Here is a 19,611-nt window from a genome sequence, read left to right as displayed (position 1 = left end):
TCCCGGGACTCCGGTTCGTTCAGGAGCGGTACCAGGATGTCGTGGCCGACCTGTCGCGGTCGTGCCGGTCCGACCGGCCGTCGTCGCCGTCGCGGCCGCCACCTGGTGGTTCGTGCTCGTCGCCGTCGTGCTGAGCTTCCTCCCCGCCGCCCGTCCGTGGTTCCCACCGCTCCCGCGACGTCCCCGGGAGCAGCCGCCCCGCACCGTCGGCTGGGACCCGGAGACGGGCGAGCGCATCGTCGGGCGGACAGACGGCACCTCGCCCTCCTGACAGCGCCGCGCACGGTTGCTATGTTCGGCAACGCAACAAATCCGGGACGACGGTGTCCGGGAGGGTGACGGCGGAGGAGCCGCGGACATGCACGGAGCACAGCAGCAGGCGGTCGCGCACCGCACCGGCACGGCGACCCTGACCGTCGTCGACCGCGACGGCGCTCCGGTGCCGGACGTCGACGTGACCGTCGAGCAGACCGGGCACGCGTTCGGGTTCGGCAACATCGGCTTCGACTTCGTCGGACTCGCGAACGACGAGGTCGACGGCGACGAGCGGGACCGGCTGGAACGGCTCGCCGACCTGTACACCGACGTGTTCACGACGGCGACCCTGCCGTTCTACTGGGGCCGCTTCGAACCCGAGCGCGGCGCACCCGACACGGTCCGCCTGCAGGCGACGGCACGCTGGTTCCGGGACCGCGGCGTCGCCCTGAAGGGCCACCCGCTCGTCTGGCACACCGTGCAGCCCGACTGGCTCCTCGGGCTGCCGCTCGATGAGGTCGAACGGCTGCAACGGGAGCGCATCCGCCGTGAGGTCGGGGACTTCGCCGGCCTGGTCGACACGTGGGACGCGATCAACGAGGTCGTCATCATGCCGGTCTTCGCCAACGGCGACAACGCGATCACGCCGCTCGCCCGGGCGAAGGGCCGCATCCCGACGATCCGGATGGCGTTCGAGGAGGCCCGTGCCACGAACCCGCACGCCACCCTGCTGCTCAACGACTTCGACCTGTCGAGCGCGTACGAGTGCCTCATCGAGGGGGTCCTCGAGGCCGGGGTGCAGATCGACGCGATCGGCCTGCAGACCCACATGCACCAGGGCTACCGGGGCGAGGAGGCGATGCTCGCGATGGTCGACCGCTTCGCCCGGTACGGCCTGCCGCTGCACCTGACCGAGACCTCGCTCGTCTCGGGCGACCTCATGCCCGCCGACGTCGTCGACCTCAACGACCACCAGGTCGACTCGTGGCCGTCCACGCCCGAGGGCGAGGCCCGTCAGGCCGACGAGGTCGAACGGCACTACCGCAGCCTGGTCGGGCACCCGGCCGTCGAGGCGGTCACCTACTGGGGCATCACCGACGCGGGCGCCTGGCTCGGTGCGCCGATCGGGCTCGTGCACGCGGACGGGACGCCGAAGCCGTCGTACGAGGCGTTGCGCCGGCTCGTCAAGGACGAGTGGTGGACGGGGCCGACGGTGCTGCGCACCGACGAGCGCGGGCAGGTGCGGGTGCACGGGTTCCGGGGTGGCTACCGCGCGGCCGTGCGCGGCACGGCGACGGACTTCGCGATCGGGCGGCAGGCGACGGAGGTCGCGGTCACGGCGTGACCCGGTGTCGGACGGGAGGCGCGGTGCGGGCCCGCCACGCGCCTCCCGTCCGGCAGCCGGTCACCCGGGCGGCGTCACCGGTCCGGTGGCCGCGGAACCGGCTCACCGCCGCGTGTACCGGTGCTCCGGCCGCCCAGCCGCCCCGTACCGCAGCTGCATCGTCACCGTCCCGTCCGCGGTGAGCTGCGCCAGGTACCGCTGCGCCGTCGCCCGGGACACCCCGATCGCGCCGGCGACCTCGGCGGCCGACCGCTCGACCTCGGCGGAGAGATGCTCGAGCACGAGCGCCGCGGTCGCCGCACGGGAGGGGGACGCCCCGCCGCCGTCCCCGGCGTGCAGGATCCGGAACGCCCGCTCGACGGCCTCCTGGTCGAGGGTGGCCCGCTCGTCGAGCACGTTCCGGGAGCGCGCGTACGCCCGGAGCCGCTCGGCGAGCACGCCCGACCCGAACGGCTTGATGAGGTACGCGAGGGCCCCGTGCCGCATCGCCCGGCGCACGGTCCCGGCGTCCGAGGCGGCGCTGAGCACGAAGGCGTCCGTGTCGACCGCCCGGAGCAGGTCGATCCCGCTGCCGTCGGGCAGGTAGACGTCGACGAGCACGAGGTCGACCGGGGTGCTCGCGAGGACCGACCGCGCGGCGGCGATCGTCCCGACCGGGTCGAGCGCCCGGAAGCCCGGGACCTGGTCGACCTGGCGTCGGTGCAGCTCGGCGACGTGGAAGTCGTCGTCCACCACGAGCACGGTCGCGTCGTCGGTCACGGTCGCACCACCCCTTCGAGTCGGGCGCAGAACACCGCGCCGTGGTCGTCCCCGCCCGCCGAGGCGAGCCACACGTCCCCGCCGCGCCGGCGGGCGACCTCCCGCGACAGGGGGAGCCCGATGCCCCACCCGTGCGCCCGGTCCGGGTCGGGACCGCCCTGGTCGCCGGTCGCTGCCGCGTCGACGACGGGGGACCGCCGCGCGAACGGGTCCACCCCGTCGGCGACCCCCTGACCGGAGTCCATCACCGACAGGTGCAGCACCGCGCCGTCGTCGAGCACCTCGACCTCGACCCACGGCGTCGGGTCGTCGCCCTGCAGTGCCGCGGTCACGGCGTTGTCCACGAGGTTGCCGAGCACGCTCGTGCAGTCGCCCGGGTCGGTGACGGTGCCCTGCACGAGCGTCTCGGCGCCGATCCGCAGGAGCACCCCGCGCTCGGCCGCCTCGACGCCCTTCGCGCCGAGGAACGCCTGCAGGTACGGCTCGGTCAGCCGGTCGGCGTGCTGCACCGGGTAGCGCAGCGGCCCGCGCTCCTGCACGTCGGCGAGGTACGAGCGGGCACGGCCGGTCTCGCCGAGGTCGAGCAGTCCGGCGATCGCGTGCAGGCGGTTCGCGAACTCGTGCCGCTGCGCGCGCAGGGCCTCGGTGAGCGAGCCGACCGCGTCGAGCCGCCGGGACAGCGCCTCGACGTCGGTGCGGTCCCGCAGCACGGCGACGCGGCCGAGGTCGACCCCGTCGCGGGTGACCGAGCGGACGTCGACGAGCAGCACGCGGGTGCCGGCGACGACGGTCGTGCTCGACGGGACCGAGGCCCCGGGGTCGAGCGCGGCCGCGAGGCCGACGGGCAGCGCGAGCTCCCGCACCGGCCGACCGACCGGGTCCGCCAGTGCGAGCAGGCGCGCGGCCTCGGGGTTGCAGACGGTCACGGTGCCGTCCGGCCGGGTCGCGAGCACGCCCTCGTCGACCCCGCCGAGCACGGCCTGCTGGTTCTGCACGAGCGTCACGAGCTCCTCCGGCTGCACGCCGAGCGTCAGTCGGACGAGCCGTCGACGCAGCAGCAGCGAGGCGACGAGCCCGAGCAGCACCGCCGCGACGGCGGCGCCGACGACCGGCACGCTGTCCTCGACGAGGGTGTCGTAGACCCGGTCGCGCGTGAAGCCGACGCTCACCTCGCCGACGACCCCGGCGCCCGGCCGGGAGGCGCGGCTCGGGTCCGCCCCGTCGGCCCGGTCCCCGTCGGCGCGGGTCGCGTCCGCTCGGGTCGCGTCCGCTCCGGGCGCGTAGACGGGGACCTTCGCGCGCGCCGACTCCCCGAGGGTGCCGCGCGCCCACGACAGGGTCTCCCGGCCTCGCAGCGCCGCGTCGGGGGAGGTGCTCACCATCTCGCCGATGCGGTCCGGGTCGGGGTGCGCCAGCCGGACGCCCCGGTCGTCGGTCACCACGACGAAGAGCGCACCGGTCCGTCGCTGCGCGGCGAGGGCCGCCTGCTGCACCGGTCCGTCCGCGAGCGCCGTGCGGTCGAGGGCCGTGCCGTCGACGCTGAGCCGGGCCACCGCGGTGCGCACGTCGTCCTGGGCGGCGACGCTCTGCGCGATCGCGAGTGCGGTGCCCTCTGCAGCCCGTTCGAGGCGGGCGACCTCGACGCGGACGAAGACGGCGCTCGTGAGCAGGACGACCGCGACGACCACGACCAGCTGCAGCACCAGCACCTGGGTGGCGAAGCGGAGCCGGGGGCGGCGCCGTGAGCGGTCGTCGGTCACGGACCACAGCGTACGGAGCGCGCGCCGACCCGCGTGCGCAGAACGCGCAGAACGCGGTCAACGCGCGATGGTGGGCCAACGCGCAGAAGCGCGCCGCGCCTCCAGGCCGGGTCGTAGGTTGCCCCAACTGCTCGACACGGACGAAGGAGTCCAGATGCTCGTCATCCTCGGCTACGCGATGATCGCGGCGTTCATGGTGCTCATCATGACGAAGCGCATGTCGCCGATGCTCGCCCTGATCATCGTGCCGACCGTCTTCGGACTGTTCGCCGGGGCCGGGCTGGGCCTCGGCGACATGGTGATGAAGGCGATCGGCACGCTCGCCCCGACCGCGGCGCTGCTCATGTTCGCGATCATGTACTTCGGGCTCATGATCGACGTCGGCCTGTTCGACCCGCTCGTGCGGTTCATCCTCAAGGTCACCGGCAACGACCCGGCGAAGATCGTGCTCGGGACCGCGTTGCTCGCCGGCGCGGTGTCGCTCGACGGCGACGGGTCGACGACCTTCATCGTGGTGACCGCGGCGATGCTGCCGATCTACCTCAAGCTCGGGATGAGCCCGGTCGTGCTGACCTGCGTCGCCGGCCTGACGAACGGCACGCTGAACATCGTGCCGTGGGGCGGGCCGACCGCCCGTGCGGCCGCGGCGTTGAAGATCGAGCCGTCGGAGATCTTCGTGCCGCTCATCCCGTCGCTCGTCGTCGGGCTCGTGCTGTGCTTCGTCTTCGCGTGGACGATGGGGCTCCGTGAGCGCAAGCGGCTCGGGCTGATCGAGTTCACCGAGTCGCTCCGCACCGAGCGCCGTGCCGAACGGACACCCGCGGGTGCCGGGTCCCGCGTGCTCGCGGCCGTCGGTGGCACCGGCGGGGGCATGTTCACGAGCCCCACGGTCGCGCTCGGCCTGCGCGGCGGCAAGGCCGACGGGCGGCGGGCGGACGGCGAGGGCGTCGACGGGATCGACGACGACGCGACCGGCGTCGACCAGGCCGCCGGTGGTGGCTCGTCGCTCGCGGCCACCATGCTCGACCCGGACCGCCCCACGCTCCGCCCGGGGCGCATCTGGGTGAACCTCGCGCTGACCGTCGTGGTGATGGTCGCCCTCGTGACCGGGCTGCTGCCGCTGGCGTACGTGTTCATGGTCGGCACGGCGATCGCCCTGCTCGTGAACTTCCCGCAGCTCAAGCAGCAGACCGCGCAGATCGTGGCGCACGCGCCGAGCATCGTCGGCGTCGTGTCGATGGTGTTCGCCGCCGGGGTGCTCATCGGCGTGCTCGACGGCACCGGGATGGTCGCGGCGATGGCGGACTGGCTGGTCGCGGTGATCCCCGACTCGATGGGGCCGTACCTCGCGGGCATCACCGGGGTGTTGAGCATGCCGCTCACGTTCTTCATGAGCAACGACGCGTTCTACTTCGGGATCCTGCCGGTGCTGTCCGAGAGCGCCGCCGCGTTCGGGATCACGCCCGCCGAGATGGCGCGGGCCTCGGTGGTGGGACAGCCCGTGCACATGCAGAGCCCGCTCGTGCCGGCGATCCTGCTGCTCGTGTCGCTCGCGAACGTCAACCTCGGCGACCACCACCGGAAGGTGCTGTGGCGCGCGGCGGTGGTGTCGGTCGCGATGCTCGTCGTGGCGGTGGTCGTGCGGGTCGTCCCGTTCGGCTGAGCCCGCCGCCGGCACGACGACGCCCCGCACACGCTGGTGTGCGGGGCGTCGTCGTGACGGGGTCAGGCCAGGTCGAGCGTGCGGCCGAACGTCCGGGTGACGGGCGGTCCGGCGAGCACGGCGCCGAGGGCCTCCGGAGCGCCCTCCGGGGTCGCACGCCACGCGACGTAGGCGTCGTGGTCGGCCGCGGTCGTCCAGCGCTCGAGCACGACCGCACGGGTCGGGTCGGCGTCGTCGAAGAGCACCTCGAGCGACTCGTTGCCGGCGAAGCCCGCCGTCTGGGCGAGGGTCTCGCGGACCGCGGCGTCGATCGCGTCCTGGCCGACGTCGTCGCGGAACCGGACCTCGAGGAAGACCGTCTGGGTCACGGGTGCACCTTTCGTCAGTGGCGGCCGCGCGTCGGCCACCCGTCGAGCCAACCGCGGCCTCCCTCGTGGTGTTCCGAGGTGGCCGGACGGAACCCTTCCGCTGCAAGGTTTTCGGTGCTACGGTCACTCCACCTAGTAGCACTAGGTATTCGAGAGGCCCCAGGCCCCCGATGGCTCGAGGAGGAGTCATGTCGACACCGACGTCGAAGGAAGAACCGCAGACCGGTCTCGCCGGTACCGCGAACCCGCCGGTCACCGCAGCCGCCGGGGCGACGAGCTCCGACCCCGCAGCGGCATCGCGAGCGTTCTCGGTCGAGGGCCTCACGCAGTCCGTCAGCACGGTCCGCGTCGGCCCGAAGTACCTCTGGGCGCTCAGCCTCGCCCAGTTCGGTCTGTTCGCCGCGCTGCTCACCCCGGTCTTCGTGAGCATGTCGATCAAGGCGACGGTGCTCAACCCGGACAGCCCCGAGACGATCGTCGGCTCGGTCCTGCCGTTCGGTGCCCTCGGCGCCCTGCTCGCGAACCCGCTCGCCGGCGCACTCTCCGACCGCACCCGCACCCGCTGGGGTCGTCGCCGGCCCTGGATGGTCATCGGCGTCGTCGTCTTCGTCGCCGCGCTCGCGTGGCTGGCGTTCTCGCCGGACGTGCTGCAGCTCACCCTCGCGTGGGTCCTCGCCCAGGTCTCCGCGAACGCGGTCCTCGCCACCCTGACCGCGAGCTTCGCCGACAACGTGCCCGAGTTCCAGCGCGGCAAGGCGTCGAGCGTCATCGCCCTCGCGCAGAACATCGCGATCCTGGCCGGGCTCTACCTCGCCGTGTACCTGGTCGGCAACCTGCCGGTGCTCTTCATCGCACCGGGCGTCCTGGCCGTCGTCGTGATCCTGGTCTACTGCGTCGTGGCCCGCGACGAGCTCCCGACGACCACCAAGCCCTTCAGCTGGCTGACCCTCGTCGCGTCGTTCTGGACGAACCCGATCAAGCACCCGGACTTCGGGCTCGCCTGGTGGGGGCGCTTCCTGATCACCTTCGGCACGTTCATGTTCACGACCTACCGCCTGCTCTACATCAAGGACCAGATCGGCATCGAGGACGTGGCCCAGGCCACCGCGACGGTCGCGTTCGGCGTCCTGCTCTACACGGTCGCCCTGCTCGTCAGCGCCGCGGTCTCCGGATGGGTGTCCGACCGCATCCGCCGCCGCAAGGTCTTCGTCTGGGGATCGACCGCCCTCACCGCGGTCGGCCTCGTGATCCTGGCGCACGTCGACTCGGTCGGCGGGTTCTACTTCGCCGAGGTCGTGCTCGGCTTCGCCTTCGGCATCTACGCCGCGATCGACACCGCGCTCGTGGTCGACGTGCTGCCCGACCCGGAGCGCCCCGGCAAGGACCTCGGCGTGATCAACATCGCGAACGCGCTGCCGCAGTCGCTCGCCCCGGCCGTCGGCCTGTTCCTGCTCGGCACCGGCGGCGGGCAGAACTACACGCTCATGCTCTGGGGTGCGGGCGTCGCGGTGCTCCTCGGGGCACTCGTGATCCTGCCCATCAAGAAGGTCCGGTGACCGCGCGCCGCTCGGCGTGAGCGGCGGACGGACGGGAGGCACGGTGCGGGACGGCACCGTGCCTCCCGTCCGTCGTGCGGTGCGGCCGGGAGGCGCGTGGCGGGCCGGGTACGGCGCCTCCGGTCCGGCGCGCGGTGCGGCCGGGAGGCGCGTGGCGGGCCGGGTACGGCGCCTCCCGTACGTCAGGAGGTGCGGGACGGACGCAGGACGCTCGCGTAGACGTCGACCAGCTCGTCGACGCGCTGCTCGACGCGGCCGCGCGCCGCGACGAGCGCGCGGCTCGCGGCCGTGAGCGCCGCCGGGTCGTCGTGCAGGTGCCGGATCGTCGCGACGATCCCCGCGGCGTCCGGCGTCGGCGTCGTGAAGCCGCCGCCGTCGGGCACGACCTCGGCGAGGTCGGGGTCGCAGTGCACGACCGGCAGGCCGGTCGCGACGGCCTCGAGCATCACCATCGGCTGGTTGTCGAAGCCGGACGAGCTCGACACGAGCACGTGCGCCCGCCGCATCATCTCGAGGACCCGCGGGTGCGGCGTCGAGCCGTGCAGCGTCACCGGTCCACCCGCCGCCGCCCGGGCCACCGCCGCGCGCGAGACCCCGTCGCCGAGCACGTCGACGACGGTCCCCGGCGGGAACGAGCGCGCTGCCGCGACGAGGACCTCCGGGCGCTTCTCCGGCGACAGCCGGCCCACCCAGAGCACGCGGAGGGGCTCGTCGGGCTGCCTGGTCCGCTCGCGGGCGGGACCGAGGGCGTCGAGCACCGCGGGCTCGATGCCGTTCGTCAGGACCGACACCGGCGTGCGGACGCCCCGGTCGACGAGCTTGTCGGCGAAGTGCCGCGAGGGGACGAGCACGTGGTCGCTCGCCCGGGACTGCGCGAGCATGACCCGCCACATCCGCCGGGCGGTCCGCGTGCGGGTGTACGGGGTGTCCGCGCCGACCCGGATGCCGCGGTGGTCGACCTGGGCGGCGTGCAACCGGGCGAGGAGCACGGTCGTGAGCGCGGGCAGCGGGAGCACGTTCCGGGTGTAGACGTCGATCCGACCGTGCATGGTGTGGACGACGGGGAGCCCGAGGTCCTGCGCGGCGCGGATCCCGCCGAGCGCGGCGAACATCTCCGAGTGGGTGTGCACGACCTCGACGCCCCGGGCGGCGAAGGCGCGACGGAGCACGGCCCGGACGCGCCGGGGGGACCAGGCGAAGGGGTAGCCGTCGGGGCGGAAGGCGCGGGCGACGGGGAGGCCGACGACGGTGGGGCCCGGCGCGGTGGCGGGGTCGTGCGCGGCCGCGGGGCTGCCGTCGGCGGCTGTGTCGTGCCCGGCCGCGGAGTCGTGCCCGGCTGGGTCGTGCGCGGCGGGGTCGTGCCGGGCGGGGTCGTGCCAGGGGCCCGCCGGGTCGTCCGGGCAGAACACCGTGACCTCGTGGCCCGCGGTGGTCAGTGCCTCGGCCAGGGAGCGCACGGCGGTCTGCACCCCGCCGAGCGTCGGCAGGTAGTAGTCGGTGACGAGGGCGATCCGCACGCCCCGAGCCTAGGGGGAGCCCGGTCCGCCACCCGGGCGTGGACGGGGGTACGCCTAGGATCGGTCGACATGGGGGAGCGGGCACTGGTGACCGGTGCGAGCGGGTTCGTCGGCGGGCACGTCGTTCGGACGCTGCGCGAGCACGGGTACCGGGTGACCGCGTCCGGGCGTCGTGCCGAGGCGCTGCCCGCCGGTGCCGTGCACGTCGGGGACCTCGACGACCTCGCGCACGCCGACGTCCCCGCCGACGTCGTGGTGCACTGCGCCGCACTGTCCTCACCGTGGGGCCAGTGGGCGGAGTTCGAGCACGCGAACGTCACCGGGACGCGGAAGGTACTCGAGTACGCGCGGCGCGTGGGGGCCCGGCGGCTCGTGCACGTCTCCTCGCCCGGGATCTACGCCGCACCCCGCGACCGGCTCGACATCCGCGAGGACCAGGTCGACCCGAGCCGGCCGATGAACCACTACATCCGCTCGAAGGCCCAGGCCGAGTCGCTCCTGCGTGCCGCGGCGGCGGACCCGCGGAACCCCGAGGTCGTCGTGCTCCGGCCGCGCGGGGTCGTCGGGGCGGGCGACACCGGCCTGGTGCCACGGTTGCTCCGGGTGCACGCGCGCGTCGGCGTGCCGGTGCTCGACGGCGGGCGGGGCCTGGTCGACCTGACGGCGGTCGAGAACGTCGCACACGCGGTCCGGCTCGCGGCCGAGGTCCCCGGTGCCGCCGGGCTCGCGTTCAACGTGACGAACGACGACCCGAGGCCGTTCGTCGAGCTGCTCGACCAGCTGCTCACCGGACTCGGGCTCCCGCTGCGGCACCGACACCTGCCCGCGCGCCTGGTGTACGGCGTCGCCGGGGTGCTCGAGGCCGTGTGCGCGGTGCTGCCCGGCCACCCCGAGCCGCCCGTCACGCGGTACACCGTCTCGACGATCACCCACTCGCAGACGCTCGACGTCTCCCGTGCCCGGCGGGTGCTCGGGTACGAGCCGCTGGTGTCCCTCGACGACGCGCTCGCGAGCTACGCGTCGGTGCTGCGTGGTTGAGCACGACGCGGCGCCGGCCGGCGGAGTCGGCGCGGGCGACGGGGGCGGCGCGGGCGGGATCGGCACGCTGCACGCCTTCGCCTGTGGGCACACGACGCACGACGTCCACCAGCTGCTCCGCGGTGCCCCGCGGGAGCGCCGGGTGTTCCCCGCCGGGGTGTTCCTGTGGAGCGGCGGCGGGCGACGGGTCCTGTTCGACACCGGGTACGCGCCGCTGCCCTGGGCGACCGGCGTCGCGGGTCGGCTGTACCGTCGCCTGCTGCCCCCGGTGGTCCCGCCCGGTGCGACCCTGGCCGACGTCGTCGACACCGCGGCCGTGACCCACGTCGTGCTGTCCCACCTGCACCCCGACCACGTCGGCGGGCTCGCGGCCGTCCCGCACGCCCGGGTCCTGGTGAGCGAGGGCGTCCGGCGGCGGATCGCGCACCCGCGCCTGCGGGACGGGGTGCTGCGCGGCCTGCTGCCGGCGGACCTGACCGACCGTCTCGACGTCGTACCGGACGCCGCGTTCCGCCCCGGACCCGCCGGCCTCGCGGTCGCGGACCCGTTCGGCGACGGCGTGTACCGGCTCGTCCGCCTGCCCGGCCACGCCGACGGCCAGCTCGGCGCCCTCGTCGCCGACCGGGTGCTGCTCGCCGGGGACGCCGCGTGGTCGCGCGACCTGCTCGGGCGAGAGAGGGCACTCCGCGCCCTGCCCCGCGCGGTCGCGCACGACGCCGACGCCCAGCGCGACACCGCCCGGCGACTGCTCGACCTGGAGCGCGCGGGTACCAGACTGCTGTTCAGCCACGACGAGCACCCGGCGGGGGTCGACCTGCTCGTCGCGCACGACCGAGGGGGACCATGAAGCACTGCAGGATCACCGGGTGGGGCACGTCCCTGCCGGAGCGCGCCGTCACGTTCGGCAGCGGGGTGCGGACCGTGACGCGGTACCGGATCGCCGACGACGTGTCGCACCTCGACATGCTCGCCGAGGCCGCGTCCCGGGCGATCGTGTCGGCCGGGATCGACGCCGACGACCTCGACCTCGTCATCGCGGCCTGTGCCGCCGGGGTGCAGCCGATCCCGTGCACGGCCGCACTCGTCATGGAGCGCGTCGCGCCGGGTGCCCGTGCCGCAGCGCTCGACGTCGGGTCGACGTGCACGAGCTTCATCACGGCGCTCGACGTGGCCTCCCGCTACCTGGAGGACGGCGACCACGAGCGCGTGCTCGTCGTGTCCGGTGACGTCGGTTCCCGGTTCCTCGACCCGGCGCAGCGCGAGTCGGCCGAGCTGTTCTCGGACGCCGGGGCCGCGGTCGTGCTCACCCGGGGCGACGGCGGGCAGGGCGTCCTGTCCGCGCTGCAGCAGACCTGGCCCGCGCACGCGCACGACACCGAGCTGCGTGGCGGCCTGTCCCGCTTCCCGGCGCAGGCGTACGCCGCCGGGGACCCGGCCGACTACCTGTTCGACATGGACGGGCGGCGTGCCCTGATGGGGATGCTCGGCGTGCTGCCGGGGTTCTTCGAGCGGTTCTTCGCACGGAGCGGGCTGACACTCGACGACGTCGACCTCGTCGTGCCGCACCAGGCCAGCGGGGCGCTCGGCATCGCGATGCGCCGGATCGGCATCCCGCCGGGCAAGTACGTCGACGCGGTCGCCGAGTACGGGAACATGGTGTCGTCGTCGGTGCCGTACACGCTCGCCCGGTGCCTGGACGACGGGCGGCTCGGGCCTGGCGACACCGTCCTGCTCTGCGGCACCGCGGCGGGCCTCACCGCGAACGCGCTGGCACTGCGGCTCTGACGCGCCGGCGCACTTCGGCTCCGACCTGCGCCGGCGTCGGCACCGTGGTCGTGAGCGACGACGCACGCTGCCCGCACGCACGCACGCACGACGACGCCCCCGCCGCGATCGCGACGGGGGCGTCCGATGACCCCTGATCCCCAGGTCACCGCTCGAGGTCGGGGCCGTCCAGCACCGGACGGCCCCGACGAGGTCAGCGCGCGGTGCGACCGGCGCGGGGCAGGAGCAGGCCGAGCACGATCATCGCGACGGCGAGCACGGCGTGCAGCACGTTGTCGGCGCTGTTCAGCGGCACGAAGTTCGCGCCGCCCATCATGCCGGCGGTGAAGAGGCCGTAGACGAAGAGCACGAGGTAGACGATCCCGCCGACGAGCAGGTAGAGCCGTGCGCCCGTCGCGGTGCGGGCCGCGAGGAGCCCGACGACGCCGAACAGCAGGTGCACGATGTTGTGGAGCACCGACACCTGGAACAGGCCCAGGAGGAGTGCCATCGAGCCGTGGCCCGCCATCGACATCGAGCCCATGTCCATCGTGAGGCCCGGGATGAAGCCGGCGATGCCGACGATGAGGAAGACGACTCCGAAGACGAGGGCGCCCTTCTGCGTCAGCGTCGAGCCGTAGCCGGTGGTGCGCGTTGCTGCGTTGCTGGTCATGGTCGGTCCTTCCGAGTGCGGTGACGTGGTCCCGGCGCTGCGCTGAGGCAGCGCCGTCGTCGTGCAGGTTGTTCGGAGCACTCCCCGGGTCGGTTTGGGGTGGATCTCCAGCGGTCCTCCATGTGCGTCCTGGCGTCCTGGTCCGTCGCGGTGACGACGGATCACGGCACGGTGTCCTCCCGGGGGATGACGCCGGGGGTCCACCCTCCGGGGGACGCGCCGACCCCGGGCACGGCAATAGCGTCGAGACCGTGATCGAGATCGAGCATCTTTCCAAGCGGTACGGCTCCAAGCTCGCCGTCGACGACGTCTCGTTCGTCGTGCGGCCGGGCAGCGTGACCGGCTTCCTCGGGCCGAACGGCGCGGGCAAGTCGACCACCATGCGCATGATCATGGGACTCGACCGGCCCACGTCGGGGCGGGCGACGGTGAACGGGCAGCCGTACACGTCGTTCCGCGACCCGCTCCGGCAGGTCGGGGCCCTGCTCGAGGCGAAGGCGGTGCACTCCGGGCGGAGCGCCTACAACCACCTGCTCGGGCTCGCGGCGACGCACGGCATCCCGAAGGCCCGCGTGCACGAGGTGATCGAGCTCACCGGCCTCGAGTCGGTCGCCAAGAAGCGCGTCGGCGGGTTCTCGCTCGGCATGGGGCAGCGCCTCGGCATCGCGGCGGCGCTCATCGGCGACCCGAAGACCCTCATCCTCGACGAGCCCGTCAACGGCCTCGACCCGGACGGTGTCGTGTGGGTGCGACAGCTCGCCCGCCGACTCGCCGCCGACGGCCGGACGGTGTTCCTGTCCAGCCACCTCATGAGCGAGATGGCGCAGACCGCCGACCGCGTCGTCGTGCTCGGCCGCGGGCGGGTCCTCGCCGACGCCCCGATCGACGAGTTCGTCTCCGGTGGCTCCGGGGGCGGTGGCAAGCGGACGCTCGTCCGGACGCCGCACCCCGACCAGCTGTTCACCGCGCTCGGCTCGGCGGCCTCGTCGATCACCCCGCGCGAGGACGGCGCGTTCGAGGTCGTCGGCCCCGACGCGCAGCAGATCGGCACCCTCGCCGCGCAGACCGGCGCGGTGCTCCACGAACTCACCCCGATGGGTGCGAGCCTCGAGGAGGCGTACATGGCCCTCACCAAGGACGACGTCGAGTACCGGGCGGAGGCCACCCGATGACCGCCACCGCGCTCGACTCCCGCGCCCGCATCGGCCTCGGGTTCCCCCGACTGGTCCGCAGCGAATGGATCAAGTTCCGCAGCGTCCGCTCCACGCTCTGGTGCTTCGCGATCCTGGTCGTGCTCACCGTGGGGATGGCCGCCCTGCTCGGCGCGCTCGTCGACCCCGAGCCCGGGAAGGTCCTCCAGGACGCGGCGAACCGGCAGGTCGTGAACATCGCCACGCTCAGCGTCGGCTTCACCGTGCTCGTCGTCGCGGTGCTCGGCGTCCTCATCATCACCGGCGAGTACACGACCGGGCAGATCCGGTCGACGTTCACGGCGGACCCCGGTCGTCTCGGTGCCCTGGGCGCCAAGGCCGTGGTGCTCGCCGTCGCCACCTTCCTGGTCAGCGCGGTGTCGACGTGGATCGGCGTCGCGATCGCGGTGCCGCTCCAGGCAGCGAAGGGCGTCGAGGCCGACCTCGCCGACCCGTCGGTGTTCCTGCCGATCCTCGGGGCCTCGGTCGACGTCACGATGATCGCGCTGCTGGCGTTCGCCGTCGGGCTGCTCGTCCGCTCGAGCGCCGGTGGCATCGCGATCACGCTCGGGCTCCTGCTCGTGGTCCCGATCATCCTGCAGCTCATGGGCAACCTGCTCGGCGCACAGTGGCTGCTCGACACCGCGGCGTTCCTGCCCGACGCGGCCGGCATGCGGCTCTACACCTACTCGGTGCCGCAGGTCGACGACGCGTCCGGGACGATCGTGCTGAGCGGTTGGGCCGCCTTCGGCGTCCTCGCCGCGTGGGTCGCGGCGGTCGCCGCGTTCGCGGTCACGGCCGCGAAGACGCGCGACGTCTAGGACGGACGCGACCCGCGGCCCGGTGCGGTGACCGCAGGACGCAACGGGAGGCGCGGTGCCAGCTGGTACCGCGCCTCCCGTTGCGTCCGTGCCCCCCGCCGGACGCGACGGATGCGACGGCCAACGCGACGCGCGCGTCAGCCGCGGTGGCCGAAGAGCGCCTGCAGGAGCCGCTGCACCGGGCCCGTCCGCTGCTGCGGCACGACCTGCACGCTGCGCGTGGGCATCCGGAACGCCAGGTCGTGCAGCATGTTCCGCTTCGACCCGTCCCAGTTCGCGAACAGGTACGAGCCGCCGATGAAGGACATGCTCCGCACCGGGGTGCGCTTCCACGAGTCGGCAGCGACGTAGTACCCGGCGTGCCCGGCGTGGATGTGGTCGATGACGGTGTCGACGTCGACGACGCCGGTCGTGGTCACGACGGCGGTGATGCCCGTACGGTCACGGGCGACGTACTCGATGAGGTGTTCGGTCACGGCATGCTCTTGGTCGGTCGGTCTGCTCGACCCGGCGCCACTGGGTGGGTGACGGCGGGGGATGTCACGGGACCGCCGTTGCTCCCGACCAGGATGGTACGCCCCGGTGTGCCCGTGGTGTCCTGCTCAGCCGGGCAGCGCGGCCCGTGGACCGGAACGTCCGCCGCACCCGAGGAGCAGTGTGGGGACATGCGTCACTCCAGCCTCACCAGCACCACTCGTCCGGCCCGGACCGTCGGCGGGGTCCTGCTCGCGGCGGCGGCCGTGGCCACGCTCGCCGGGTGCTCCGGCGGGCCCGCGGCGACGCCGACCGCCACGACGACCCGGACCGTCACCGCGAGCCCCGCGCCGAGTACACCCGCCGCCGCACCGGCCGCGACGTCGAGCGCGACGCCGTCCTGCGGACCGTCCGACGGGGCCACGGCCGCCGCCCGGGCGATCGCCGAGCTGCCCCTGCCGGCCGGCCTCGAGTCGGCGCGGTGGGACCCCGCGACCGCCGACACCGCGCAGTACGACGGCTGCGCGGCGCTGTCCGCGGTGACGGTCACGGTCGCCGACGCCACCGGGAGCTCGCCCGTCGCGATCCTGCTGTTCCACGACGGCACGTACCTCGGCACCGCCACGAAGCTGCAGTACCCGTTCGACCCGACCGTGACCCGCACCTCCGACGCGGCCCTGCGCGTCGAGTACCGGTACGCCGGCCCGCAGGACAGCAACGCCGACCCGACCGGCCGGGCCACCGCGACCTACACGTGGGACGACGCCGCCGGCCGCGTCCGGATGACGGGCGAGGTGCCGCCGACGCCGTAGCACCTGGACCACGTCTCAGGCGGCCGCTCCCCGGCGGGCGGCGCAGCGGTGGGAAGCTGGTCCGCATGCCCCTGTCCCGCCCGGCCGTCGCCGCCGCCCTGCCCGGGATCACCCTCGCGCTCGTGATCGGGATCGTCGCGAGCCTGGTCGGCCGTGCCGTGCCCGTCGTGGGCGGTCCGGTGCCCGCGGTCGTGCTCGGCGCCCTGGTCGGGTGGCTCGTCCGCCGTCGTGCCCACGAGGACGGGCGCGACGGTGCGACAGCCCGTGCCGCGGGCGACCTGGGCATCCTGCAGCCCGGCGTGAAGTTCGCCTCGAGCCGTGTCCTGCAGGCCGCCGTCGTGCTGCTCGGCGCGCAGCTGTCGATCGGCGAGGTCCTGCGCATCGGCGGAGAGACCCTGCCCGTGATGCTGACGACGCTCGTCGTCTGCCTCGTCGCCGCGTGGGGGATCGGCCGGCTGCTCCGGGTGTCGGGCGCGCTCCGCACGCTGATCGGCGTCGGCACCGGGATCTGCGGGGCCTCGGCGATCGCGGCCGTCACCCCCGTGATCGGTGCGGCGAGCGCCGAGGTCGCCTACGCGATGTCGACGATCTTCCTCTGCAACATCGCCGCGGTGTTCGTCTTCCCGGTCGTCGGCCACGCGCTCGGGCTCTCCCAGCACGCGTTCGGCGTCTTCGCGGGGACCGCCGTGAACGACACCTCGTCGGTCGTCGCCACCGCCACGGTGTACGGCCGCCAGGCGACCGACACCGCGGTCGTCGTCAAGCTGGTGCGGACGCTCGTGATCATCCCGATCGTCGTCGGGCTCGCCGGACTGGAGGCCCGCCGCACCGCCCGCACGCAGCCCACGCCCGACACGGGGGAGCGTCGCGCCGGGGGCGTCCGCGTGCTCCGGCTGGTGCCGTGGTTCCTGGTCGGCTTCCTCGTGGTCGTGCTGCTGCGGACCGTCGGGGTCCTGCCGGCCGAGGCGGCGCCGGGGTTCGCGGCCGTGGCGACGTTCCTGGTGACGGTGGCGCTCGCCGCGATCGGGCTCTCGACGGACTTCGGCGCGCTGCGACGGGCCGGGTTCCGCCCGATGCTGCTCGGGGTCGTGCTCTGGGTCCTCGTCGCGGGCACGAGCCTGGGCGTGCAGGCCGCACTCGGCCAGCTCTGACCCGGGCGCGGCGGCGGCGCGGGCGCCGCGCGCCCGGCGCCCCGCCCCTGCGGATGGAGCAGGAACCGTCGGGTGGCGGGCCCTGACCCGACGTCGTCTGCTCCATCGAGGGCGGCGGTACGCGCCCACACGGCGGACGGGAGGCGCGGTGCCCGCCCGCACCGCGCCTCCCGTCCGTCCCGTCCCCCCCCCCGCCCCTGCGGATGGAGCAGGAACCGTCGGGTGGCGGGCCCGGACCCGACGTCGTCTGCTCCATCGAGGGCGGCGGGACGCGACCACACGGCGGACGGGAGGCGCGGTGCCCGCCCGCACCGCGCCTCCCGTCCGTCCCGTGGCGGCGTCAGCCGCGCAGCGCCTCCGCGAGCTTCACGCGACCCCCGGTGCGGAGCAGCGCGTTCTCGTAGATGCGCGCGCCGACGAGCACGACCACGACCACCGACACGGCGACGATCAGCAGCGACAGGATCGGCTCCCACCACTGGGCGGTCCCGAGGAAGATCCGCATCGGCATCCCGATCGGCGCGCTGAACGGGACGTACGACATGATCCCGACGATCGTGGGGTTGTCCGCCGCCGACACGATGAGGATGTACGGGATCATCACGAGCATCATCACCGGCATCGTGACGCTGCCGACGTCCTCCTGGCGCGAGACGAGCACGGCGGACGCGGCGAACATCGCGGCGATGAGCACGAAGCCGATCGCGAAGAAGCCGACGAACCACAGCACGCTCGGGCCGAGCATCGAGAACATGTTGTCCTGCCCGGTGACCGCGAGCGTGATCGCCGCCGCGACGGCCACCGCGACGATCTGCGCGAACGCCATCAGGCTGTTCCCGAGCACCTTGCCCGCGAGCAGTGCCCGGGCCGGGATCGCGGCCATCAGGATCTCGACGACGCGGGTCGACTTCTCCTCGACGACGCTCTGCGCGATCGACGAGCCGAACGTGACCGCCGAGGCGAAGAACACGACACCGAACATGATCCCGATGAGCGACACCAGACCCGCGGGCAGCGCACCGGGGTCGAGCAGGTCGACGCGCGGGGTCGTGCTCAGCGCGCTCACGACGTCGGTCGGCACGTCGTCGAGCCCGACCACGCGGTAGCCGAGGGTGTCGTCGGACGGCACCACCGCGGCGTCGACGTCACCCGAGCGGACGAGCCGTTCGGCCTGCGCGACGCTCGACGTCTGCGTGACGTCGAGGCCACGCGTCGACGTCAGGCTCACGCCGTCGACGACCGCGACCGGTGTGGTGTCGTCCGCGGTGGCCTTGCCGACGATGCCGGCGACGACGATCGACGCGACGACGGCGAGGATCAGGATCGCGGCGGAGACGATGAACGCCTTGCTGCGGAGACGGGCCTGGATCTCCCGCGCGGTGACGAGCTGCACCGCGTTGACGAACGTGCCCTGGCGGGACGTGCCCTCGCGGGACGTGGCCTGGCGTGCCGTGGTCATCGCACGACCTCCCGGAAGACCTCGCTGAGCCGCGGCACCCGGGGCGCGAACGACCCGACGGTGCCGTGCTGGACCGCACGCTGCAGGACGGCCTGGGCGGTGGCGTCGTCGGCCTCGAACACGGCGTAGCCGCCGTCGAACTCGCGGACGACGACCCCGGGCTCGGCGCGGAGCCAGGCGAGGTCGCCCTCGACCAGGAGCTCCCACGCCGCGGGGCCCGCCGCGCGACGGAGCTCCTCCTGCGGACCGGCCGCACGGATCGTGCCGGCGGCGATCACGACGACGTCGTCGCAGAGGCGCTCGACCACGTCGAGCTGGTGGCTGGAGAACAGCACGGGCACGCCGGTCGCCGCCGTCTCGCGCAGGACGCCGAGCACGGTGTCGACGGCCATCGGGTCGAGGCCGGAGAACGGCTCGTCGAGCACGAGGACCTCGGGCTGGTGGGCGAGCGCCGCGGCGACCTGCACGCGCTGCTGGTTGCCGAGGGACAGCTTCTCGACGGCATCGTCGGCGTGCTGCTCGAGGTCGAGGCGTTCCAGCAGCGCCGCGGTCCGCTGCCCCGCGGTCCGCTTGTCGACGCCGTGCAGCCGGGCGAGGTAGGTGATCTGCTCGGCCACCGGCATCTTCGGGTAGAGCCCGCGCTCCTCCGGCATGTAGCCGAAGCGGCGACGGTCGGCCGGACCGACGGTCGCGCCGTCGATCGACACCGTCCCGGCGTCCGCCTGCAGGACGCCGAGCAGGATCCGCATGGTCGTGGTCTTGCCGGCGCCGTTGCCGCCGACGAACCCCGTCAGGCGGCCGCTGCCGACCGTGAAGCCCACGTCGTCGAGCACCCGGCGGTCGCCGAAGTGCTTCGTGACGCCTTCGATGGTGAGCATCGTCGTCCCCTTCCGTCGGCGGTCCTCGCCGACACGTCGACCGTATTGGCCGGGAGGCGCGGGTCGCCTCCCACGTGAGGGGGGACTCCGGTACGGGGCGGCTCCACCGCACGGGGGAGCGGTGGGTG

General features: G+C 73.9%; 19 protein-coding genes. 11 read left to right on the top strand and 8 right to left on the bottom strand.

What is annotated here, in order from left to right; genetic code table 11:
• Window positions 1-61 precede the first annotated feature (61 nt).
• Both QOL16_RS14200 and QOL16_RS14195 read left to right on the top strand, forming a co-directional pair.
• The gene (locus QOL16_RS14200; protein WP_071283660.1) at window positions 62-271 is read left to right on the top strand and encodes a hypothetical protein; all 210 of its coding nucleotides are present in this window, start codon (window positions 62-64) and stop codon (window positions 269-271) included.
• Window positions 272-358: 87 nt separating this feature from the next.
• On the top strand, window positions 359-1,600 hold the full coding sequence (locus QOL16_RS14195; protein WP_071283657.1) for an endo-1,4-beta-xylanase: 1,242 nt from the start codon (window positions 359-361) through the stop codon (window positions 1,598-1,600).
• Window positions 1,601-1,702: 102 nt separating this feature from the next.
• Here the strand turns inward: QOL16_RS14195 and QOL16_RS14190 are convergent, their stop codons facing one another.
• On the bottom strand, window positions 1,703-2,359 hold the full coding sequence (locus QOL16_RS14190; RefSeq protein WP_065964086.1) for a response regulator: 657 nt from the start codon (window positions 2,357-2,359) through the stop codon (window positions 1,703-1,705).
• Window positions 2,356-4,119, bottom strand: coding sequence for an ATP-binding protein (locus QOL16_RS14185; RefSeq protein WP_071283654.1), 1,764 nt, complete (start codon window positions 4,117-4,119; stop codon window positions 2,356-2,358). The genes QOL16_RS14190 and QOL16_RS14185 overlap by 4 nt, the downstream gene beginning before the upstream one ends.
• A 154-nt stretch (window positions 4,120-4,273) precedes the next feature.
• Between QOL16_RS14185 and QOL16_RS14180 the strand changes: the two genes are divergently transcribed.
• Window positions 4,274-5,782 carry a CitMHS family transporter gene (locus QOL16_RS14180; protein ID WP_065964088.1) on the top strand — a complete coding sequence of 503 codons (1,509 nt, stop codon included), beginning with the start codon at window positions 4,274-4,276 and terminating at the stop codon, window positions 5,780-5,782.
• Between the two features lie 62 nt (window positions 5,783-5,844).
• Here the strand turns inward: QOL16_RS14180 and QOL16_RS14175 are convergent, their stop codons facing one another.
• The gene (locus tag QOL16_RS14175; protein WP_065964093.1) at window positions 5,845-6,150 is read right to left on the bottom strand and encodes a putative quinol monooxygenase; all 306 of its coding nucleotides are present in this window, start codon (window positions 6,148-6,150) and stop codon (window positions 5,845-5,847) included.
• A 188-nt stretch (window positions 6,151-6,338) separates the two neighbouring features.
• Here QOL16_RS14175 and QOL16_RS14170 point away from each other — a divergent pair, with 188 nt between their 5' ends.
• Window positions 6,339-7,706, top strand: a complete 1,368-nt coding sequence (locus tag QOL16_RS14170) for an MFS transporter (protein ID WP_071283645.1) — start codon at window positions 6,339-6,341, stop codon at window positions 7,704-7,706.
• Between the two features lie 182 nt (window positions 7,707-7,888).
• On the opposite strand, the gene QOL16_RS14165 is transcribed toward QOL16_RS14170, so the two are convergent.
• Window positions 7,889-9,223: a glycosyltransferase gene (locus tag QOL16_RS14165; RefSeq protein WP_071283642.1), complete on the bottom strand. Its 1,335-nt coding sequence runs from the start codon at window positions 9,221-9,223 to the stop codon at window positions 7,889-7,891.
• 69 nt (window positions 9,224-9,292) lie between these two features.
• Between QOL16_RS14165 and QOL16_RS14160 the strand changes: the two genes are divergently transcribed.
• The 3 genes from QOL16_RS14160 to QOL16_RS14150 are packed head-to-tail and all read left to right on the top strand — an operon-like array spanning window position 9,293 to window position 12,046.
• On the top strand, window positions 9,293-10,261 hold the full coding sequence (locus QOL16_RS14160; RefSeq protein WP_071283639.1) for an NAD(P)-dependent oxidoreductase: 969 nt from the start codon (window positions 9,293-9,295) through the stop codon (window positions 10,259-10,261).
• Window positions 10,254-11,108, top strand: coding sequence for an MBL fold metallo-hydrolase (locus QOL16_RS14155; RefSeq protein WP_071283636.1), 855 nt, complete (start codon window positions 10,254-10,256; stop codon window positions 11,106-11,108). Before QOL16_RS14160 ends, QOL16_RS14155 begins: the two co-directional genes overlap by 8 nt.
• Window positions 11,105-12,046: a 3-oxoacyl-ACP synthase III family protein gene (locus tag QOL16_RS14150; protein WP_071283633.1), complete on the top strand. Its 942-nt coding sequence runs from the start codon at window positions 11,105-11,107 to the stop codon at window positions 12,044-12,046. The genes QOL16_RS14155 and QOL16_RS14150 overlap by 4 nt, the downstream gene beginning before the upstream one ends.
• A gap of 193 nt (window positions 12,047-12,239) precedes the next feature.
• Here the strand turns inward: QOL16_RS14150 and QOL16_RS14145 are convergent, their stop codons facing one another.
• Window positions 12,240-12,698: a DUF4383 domain-containing protein gene (locus QOL16_RS14145; protein ID WP_065964103.1), complete on the bottom strand. Its 459-nt coding sequence runs from the start codon at window positions 12,696-12,698 to the stop codon at window positions 12,240-12,242.
• A gap of 251 nt (window positions 12,699-12,949) precedes the next feature.
• Here QOL16_RS14145 and QOL16_RS14140 point away from each other — a divergent pair, with 251 nt between their 5' ends.
• Window positions 12,950-13,870 carry an ABC transporter ATP-binding protein gene (locus tag QOL16_RS14140; RefSeq protein WP_065964107.1) on the top strand — a complete coding sequence of 307 codons (921 nt, stop codon included), beginning with the start codon at window positions 12,950-12,952 and terminating at the stop codon, window positions 13,868-13,870.
• Window positions 13,867-14,709 (top strand): ABC transporter permease subunit, encoded by an 843-nt coding sequence (locus QOL16_RS14135; protein ID WP_065964109.1) that lies wholly within the window; start codon window positions 13,867-13,869, stop codon window positions 14,707-14,709. Before QOL16_RS14140 ends, QOL16_RS14135 begins: the two co-directional genes overlap by 4 nt.
• Window positions 14,710-14,846: 137 nt before the next feature.
• On the opposite strand, the gene QOL16_RS14130 is transcribed toward QOL16_RS14135, so the two are convergent.
• Window positions 14,847-15,185 carry a hypothetical protein gene (locus tag QOL16_RS14130; RefSeq protein ID WP_065964111.1) on the bottom strand — a complete coding sequence of 113 codons (339 nt, stop codon included), beginning with the start codon at window positions 15,183-15,185 and terminating at the stop codon, window positions 14,847-14,849.
• A gap of 189 nt (window positions 15,186-15,374) precedes the next feature.
• On the opposite strand from QOL16_RS14130, the gene QOL16_RS14125 reads away from it, so the two are divergent.
• Together QOL16_RS14125 and QOL16_RS14120 are read left to right on the top strand one after the other, a co-directional pair.
• Complete coding sequence (locus QOL16_RS14125) at window positions 15,375-15,995, top strand: LppP/LprE family lipoprotein (protein ID WP_071283630.1); 621 nt, start codon at window positions 15,375-15,377, stop codon at window positions 15,993-15,995.
• A gap of 65 nt (window positions 15,996-16,060) precedes the next feature.
• Window positions 16,061-17,146 carry a YeiH family protein gene (locus QOL16_RS14120; protein WP_071283628.1) on the top strand — a complete coding sequence of 362 codons (1,086 nt, stop codon included), beginning with the start codon at window positions 16,061-16,063 and terminating at the stop codon, window positions 17,144-17,146.
• Between the two features lie 340 nt (window positions 17,147-17,486).
• Here QOL16_RS14120 and QOL16_RS14115 read toward each other — a convergent pair whose 3' ends face one another.
• Window positions 17,487-18,605 carry an ABC transporter permease gene (locus QOL16_RS14115; protein ID WP_071283625.1) on the bottom strand — a complete coding sequence of 373 codons (1,119 nt, stop codon included), beginning with the start codon at window positions 18,603-18,605 and terminating at the stop codon, window positions 17,487-17,489.
• Window positions 18,602-19,483: an ABC transporter ATP-binding protein gene (locus QOL16_RS14110; RefSeq protein ID WP_065963404.1), complete on the bottom strand. Its 882-nt coding sequence runs from the start codon at window positions 19,481-19,483 to the stop codon at window positions 18,602-18,604. Before QOL16_RS14110 ends, QOL16_RS14115 begins: the two co-directional genes overlap by 4 nt.
• Window positions 19,484-19,611 lie beyond the last annotated feature (128 nt).

Source organism: Curtobacterium sp. MCBA15_004, assembly GCF_001865055.2.
Lineage (GTDB): Bacteria > Actinomycetota > Actinomycetes > Actinomycetales > Microbacteriaceae > Curtobacterium.
This window is presented reverse-complemented; position numbering and strand designations above follow the sequence as displayed.

Coding starts and splice junctions, on each gene's coding strand:
- QOL16_RS14195 (WP_071283657.1), top strand. CDS start 359: ATGCACGGAGCACAGCAGCAGGCGGTCGCGCACCGCACCGGCACGGCG.
- QOL16_RS14180 (WP_065964088.1), top strand. CDS start 4,274: ATGCTCGTCATCCTCGGCTACGCGATGATCGCGGCGTTCATGGTGCTC.
- QOL16_RS14170 (WP_071283645.1), top strand. CDS start 6,339: ATGTCGACACCGACGTCGAAGGAAGAACCGCAGACCGGTCTCGCCGGT.
- QOL16_RS14160 (WP_071283639.1), top strand. CDS start 9,293: ATGGGGGAGCGGGCACTGGTGACCGGTGCGAGCGGGTTCGTCGGCGGG.
- QOL16_RS14150 (WP_071283633.1), top strand. CDS start 11,105: ATGAAGCACTGCAGGATCACCGGGTGGGGCACGTCCCTGCCGGAGCGC.
- QOL16_RS14145 (WP_065964103.1), bottom strand. CDS start 12,698: ATGACCAGCAACGCAGCAACGCGCACCACCGGCTACGGCTCGACGCTG.
- QOL16_RS14135 (WP_065964109.1), top strand. CDS start 13,867: ATGACCGCCACCGCGCTCGACTCCCGCGCCCGCATCGGCCTCGGGTTC.
- QOL16_RS14125 (WP_071283630.1), top strand. CDS start 15,375: ATGCGTCACTCCAGCCTCACCAGCACCACTCGTCCGGCCCGGACCGTC.
- QOL16_RS14120 (WP_071283628.1), top strand. CDS start 16,061: ATGCCCCTGTCCCGCCCGGCCGTCGCCGCCGCCCTGCCCGGGATCACC.
- QOL16_RS14115 (WP_071283625.1), bottom strand. CDS start 18,605: ATGACCACGGCACGCCAGGCCACGTCCCGCGAGGGCACGTCCCGCCAG.
- QOL16_RS14110 (WP_065963404.1), bottom strand. CDS start 19,483: ATGCTCACCATCGAAGGCGTCACGAAGCACTTCGGCGACCGCCGGGTG.